This is a genomic window from uncultured Salinicola sp., from assembly GCF_937921195.1.
Lineage (GTDB): Bacteria > Pseudomonadota > Gammaproteobacteria > Pseudomonadales > Halomonadaceae > Salinicola.
Map to the genome: position 1 here is coordinate 1 of NZ_CALFQK010000177.1, position 4,744 is coordinate 4,744.

Annotated in this window: 6 protein-coding genes; 2 read left to right on the forward strand and 4 right to left on the reverse strand. The window is 64.0% G+C overall.

Annotated elements, in window-relative coordinates:
• The 4 genes from Q0602_RS21630 to phnD form a co-directional block, all read right to left on the reverse strand.
• On the reverse strand, positions 1-364 hold a 364-nt coding region (locus Q0602_RS21630), incomplete at its 3' end, for a PhnE/PtxC family ABC transporter permease (RefSeq protein WP_367277001.1).
• Complete coding sequence (phnE, locus tag Q0602_RS21635) at positions 361-1,179, reverse strand: phosphonate ABC transporter, permease protein PhnE (protein ID WP_149435402.1); 819 nt, start codon at positions 1,177-1,179, stop codon at positions 361-363. The genes phnE and Q0602_RS21630, both read right to left, overlap by 4 nt.
• A complete protein-coding gene (phnC, locus tag Q0602_RS21640) occupies positions 1,176-1,973 on the reverse strand; it encodes a phosphonate ABC transporter ATP-binding protein (protein WP_298847920.1) in 798 nt (265 codons plus the stop codon). The genes phnE and phnC overlap by 4 nt, the downstream gene beginning before the upstream one ends.
• Before the next feature lie 84 nt (positions 1,974-2,057).
• Positions 2,058-3,068: a phosphate/phosphite/phosphonate ABC transporter substrate-binding protein gene (gene phnD, locus Q0602_RS21645; protein ID WP_298847921.1), complete on the reverse strand. Its 1,011-nt coding sequence runs from the start codon at positions 3,066-3,068 to the stop codon at positions 2,058-2,060.
• A 243-nt stretch (positions 3,069-3,311) separates the two neighbouring features.
• Here phnD and Q0602_RS21650 point away from each other — a divergent pair, with 243 nt between their 5' ends.
• Positions 3,312-3,755 carry a TraR/DksA C4-type zinc finger protein gene (locus Q0602_RS21650; RefSeq protein WP_298847922.1) on the forward strand — a complete coding sequence of 148 codons (444 nt, stop codon included), beginning with the start codon at positions 3,312-3,314 and terminating at the stop codon, positions 3,753-3,755.
• 81 nt (positions 3,756-3,836) lie between these two features.
• On the forward strand, positions 3,837-4,744 hold a 908-nt coding region (locus Q0602_RS21655), incomplete at its 3' end, for a GTP-binding protein (RefSeq protein ID WP_298847923.1).

Genomic DNA, 4,744 nt, shown 5'->3' on the forward strand with positions numbered 1-4,744 from the left:
GGATGAAGCGCCCCAGCCATAGGGTGAAACGGTTGGGTGTCGTGTTCTGGGCCGCGATGTAGGCGATCGGCAGCGACACGAAGACGGCCACGAAGGTGGCGATCGTGGCGATATTGAGCGTCTCGACCAGTGCCCACAGAATCGCCCGCAGATTGCTCACGTCCGGCGGCACCATGCGTCCGAACAGGTCGCCGACCTGGGCCGGGGCATCCCACACCCACGGCCAGATGATATCGATGCTCTCCACCGCCCAGACCACGGCAGCTGCAACCACCAGCATCGTGGCGAAGCGCTTCCAGCGCTGTTGCGGGGTGTAGCGCGCCCAGGTGCGCTCGGCAACGGTCGTGGTCGTCTGTAGGGTCATCCGATGTTCCTCCTGATCCGACCGCTGATCGCTTCGCTGACCAGAATCACGCCGATGATCACCAGCGTGATCGCCAGGGCGAAGTCGTAGTCGTAGCGACCGAAGGCGTTCATCAGCGTGGAGCCGATGCCGCCGGCGCCGACGATGCCGACCACCGCCGAGGCCCGCAGGTTGCTGTCGAGTTGATAGATGCCGAGGCCGATCTGGCGCGGCATGATCTGCGGCAGCACGGCGAACTGCAGCACGCCGATATAGCGGGTGCCGCTGGCCCGAAGCGCTTCCACCTGACCCCAGTCGATCTCCTCGATCCGTTCGGCCAGCATCTTGGCGACGAAACCGATCGAGTAGAGCGTCAGCGTCAGGATGCCGGCCACCGGACCGAAGCCAACGGCCTTGACGAACAGGATCGCCACGATCACCGGATGGAAACTGCGCGCCAGAATGATGATCGCTCGCCCGATCACGTAGATCGGCCTGGCGGCGATGTTGCGGGCCGCCATGAACGCGATGGGTAGGCTCAACGCGAGACCCAGAAGCGTTGCCAGGATGGCGATCTGCAGGCTTTCGAGAAAGCCGTCGATGAGCAGTTCGTAACGGTCGAAGTTGGGCGGGAAGGCGCCGGAGAAGATGCGTGCGGCTCGGGTCATGCCCTGGCTGATGCGATCGAGATCGAAAGGCAGGATCGAGATCGCCCAGATGGCATAGATCGCGACGCCGACGACCAGGCCCCAGCGCAGCAGCGGGTTGGCGATGAACGGTGGCTTGCGCCAGTGTCGTGGCGATGGAGGCGCTGTCCGGTCTGTGCCCGTGCTCATGACACCACCGTCCTGGCCTGCGCCGGGCCAGCGTCGGCTTGTTGGCGCTCGTCGCCCGGCGTGCCGCTGTAGACGGCGTCCATCGCTTCCTGATCCAGATCGGCGGGAACGCCGTCGAAGATCAGCTTGCCGAAGCGCATGCCGACGATGCGCTGGGTGTATTCCCGTGCCTCGGCCACGTTGTGGATATTGATCAGTACCGGTAGCGACAGCTCCCGGGACAGATTCTGCAGCAGCTCCATGATCTGGCGCGAACTGACCGGGTCCAGCGAGGCCGTGGGTTCGTCGGCGAGCAGAATTTCCGGTTGCTGCATCAACGCACGCACCACGCCGACGCGCTGGCGCTCGCCGCCGGAGAGCGCATCGGCGCGCTTGTTGGCGTAGTGGGCGATGCCGACGCGCTCCATCAGGTGATAGGCGCGCTCGATGTCTTCCGCCGGGTACTTGCGCAGCGCCGCCCGCCAGTAGGGGATGTAGCCCAGCCTCCCGCACTGGACGTTCTCCATCACCGTCAGCCGGTCCACCAGGTTGAAGCCCTGGAAGATCATCCCGATTCGCCGGCGCGCCTTGCGCAGCTCTTCGCGTTTGAGAGACGTCAGCTCCAGGCCATTGAGCTCGATACTGCCTTCCGTGGGTTCCACCAGGCGGTTGATGCAGCGCAGCAGGGTGCTCTTTCCGGCTCCCGAGGCGCCGATGATCGAGACCACCGATTCACCGGGGACGTCGAGATCGAGCCCGCGCAGCACCGGCTCGCCATGGCCGTACCGTTTGACCAGATTCTGAATGCGCAGCATGAGGGATCCTCGTGGAGAAACGGCGCCGAGTGTCGGCGCCGTCCGGTTGGTCTGCAGGATGACCGTGCTAGATCACGAACCGGGCTATTCGATGTTTTCCTGTGAGTAGACGACGCCGTTGGCATCCTGGATGTCACGAATCACTTCCCAATCCTTCTGGTACGTCACCGGGACGAACTTGGTCACGCCGTCGAACTCCTCGCCCAGTTCGGTACCTTTCATGTCGAAGCTGAAGAAGGCTTCCTTGATCTTGTCGATCAGCTCGGGCTTGAGGTTGTAGGCGTAGGTATAGGAGGTGGTGGGGAAGCGCTTGGATTCGAACACGATCTTGACCTCTTCCGGGTCGTAGAGGCCGCGTTCGGCCATGCGATCGACCACCTCGGAGGCGACCGGCGCGGCATCATAGTCACCCGCGACCACGCCCAGCATCGACTGATCGTGGGAGCCCGAGTAGACCACTTCGTAGTCCTCGTCGGGGGTGATGCCCTGCTCGGGAAACAGGGCGCGTGGCGCCAGGTTACCGGAGTTGGACGTGGGCGAGGTGTGCGCGACGCGCTTGCCCTTGAGGTCGCTCAGCTCGTCGATGCCGCTGTCCTTGCGGGTGTAGACCTGCAGGGTGTAGCCGAACTCGCCATCGTCGCTGCCCATGATCGCGAACGGCACCGCCCCGGCGAGATTGACCGCGAACGGCGTCGGCCCGGTGGAGAAGCCCGCGACCTGGATGCGTCCGCTGCGCATCGCTTCGATCTCGGCGGCGTTGGACTGCACGGCGTAGAAGCGCACGTCCTTGCCGGTCACGTCGCGGAGGTGCTCGATGAACGGTTCCCAGATATCGGCGTAGATCGCCGGATCCTCGACCGGGGTGTAGGCGAAGACCAGCGGATCGGGATCGAGGAGTTGGGATTCGTCGCTCGGCGCATCCGCGACCAGGTCGCCGTCGGCATCGCAGTACATGGGCGCCAGATCCCCGCGCTGCGGGCACTCCTCGGCGCCCTGTGCCGCAACGGTGAGGCCGCAGCCGAGTAGCAGCGTGGCCAACAGGGAAAGCGGCAGGCGTAGCGAGAGGGAGCTGGAGGGTTCGAGACGTCGTGGCATGGCGGATCTCCTGGGACGGAGGTTGTTATAGGCGACACCGACCGCGCGATTTGTCGATCTTTTTAGGGGCGCTTTCGGTGTCATGGTTTTGTCACAGTGTGGGCAAAATCCGCCGCAAAGCGCATTCGACTTTCGCTAATGACTGCATTTCATGTTCGTTTCCGAGCAGGGAGAGAAGAGTGTTGGCGTTTTTACTGTTATGTTATAACATTAATTGGTCGAGACGCTCCCGAGGAGGCCGCCATGCCGTTACCGCTTATCGAGGATGAGAGCCAACTGCTGGCAATGCCCGAAGGTGCCTACATGAACGAGGCTCAGCTCGACTTCTTCAGGCGGCGTCTACTGGCGGAGCAGGCTGAGCTGGAAGCCGCGCTGGAAGAGACCCGCCGCACCATCGTCGACAGCCGTGGTGCTGGCGACGAAGCCGATCTGGCCGCCAACGAGGAGACGCTGCGTCTGCTGCTGCGCCAGGCCGACCGCGAGACACGCCTGCTGCGCAAGATCGTCGGCACGCTGAAGCGGCTGAATGAGGGCGGCGACGTACAGGGCTACGGCTTCTGCGAGGAGACCGGCGCGCCCATCGGCCTGCGGCGATTGCTGCTGAGACCCACCGCCACGCTGTGTCTCGAGGCCAAGCAGCGTCAGGAGCAGCGCGAGCATCACTACGCCAGGCGGCACAGCGCCTGACACGCCGAGTGCCGGCGACCCCAACATCCATGGCCCATTCGATACCGAGGCCGACCCGGACCGACCTTGCTGGAGGAATCCATGAACCCATTGCCCGTTACCGTGCTGTCCGGCTTTCTCGGCGCCGGCAAGACGACGGTGCTGAATCATCTGCTCAACAATCGCGACGGCCGGCGCATTGCGGTGATCGTCAACGACATGAGCGAGATCAATATCGATGCCGCCCTGGTGGAGCGCGAGGTCGATCTCAACCGTGCCGAAGAGAAACTGGTCGAGATGAGCAACGGCTGCATCTGCTGCACGCTGCGCGAGGATCTGCTGATCGAGGTGAATCGGCTCGCCGACGAAGGACGCTTCGACTACCTGGTGATCGAGTCCACCGGCATCTCCGAGCCGCTGCCGGTGGCGGAGACCTTCACCTTCGAGGATGAACAGGGGCGCAGCCTGTCCCAGGTCGCCCGACTGGACACCCTGGTCACCGTGGTCGACGGCGCCAACTTCCTTTCGCAATACCATGAGGCCAAGTCGCTGGCGGAAGCCGGCGAAAGCCTGGGCGAAGAGGACGAGCGCAACGTCGCCGACCTGCTGGTGGATCAGATCGAATTCTGCGACGTGTTGCTGATCTCGAAATCCGATCTGATCGATACGCGCACCCTTGGCGAACTGGAGGCGGTGTTGAAAAGCCTCAACCCCGAGGCCGAGATCCTGCCCATCAGTCACGGTCAGGTCGCGCTGGATCGGGTGCTCGACACCGGCCGCTTCAGCTTCGAGAAGGCCCAGCTCGCCCCTGGCTGGCTCAAGGAGCTGCGCGGCGAGCACGTCCCCGAGACCGAGGAGTACGGGATCTCCAGTTTCAGCTTCGAGGCGCGCCGCCCGTTCCACCCGCAGCGCTTCTTCGAGTTGTTGCACGGCGACTGGGGCGACGGCCGCCTGCTGCGCTCCAAGGGTTTCTTCTGGCTCGCCAGCCGGCCACAGTTCGCCGGCCAGTG

What these genes read in the sequence shown, in the direction of transcription:
- phnE (WP_149435402.1), bottom strand. Translation starts at nt 1,179, where the DNA reads ATGAGCACGGGCACAGACCGGACAGCGCCTCCATCGCCACGACACTGG.
- phnD (WP_298847921.1), bottom strand. Translation starts at nt 3,068, where the DNA reads ATGCCACGACGTCTCGAACCCTCCAGCTCCCTCTCGCTACGCCTGCCG.
- Q0602_RS21650 (WP_298847922.1), top strand. Translation starts at nt 3,312, where the DNA reads ATGCCGTTACCGCTTATCGAGGATGAGAGCCAACTGCTGGCAATGCCC.
- phnC (WP_298847920.1), bottom strand. Translation starts at nt 1,973, where the DNA reads ATGCTGCGCATTCAGAATCTGGTCAAACGGTACGGCCATGGCGAGCCG.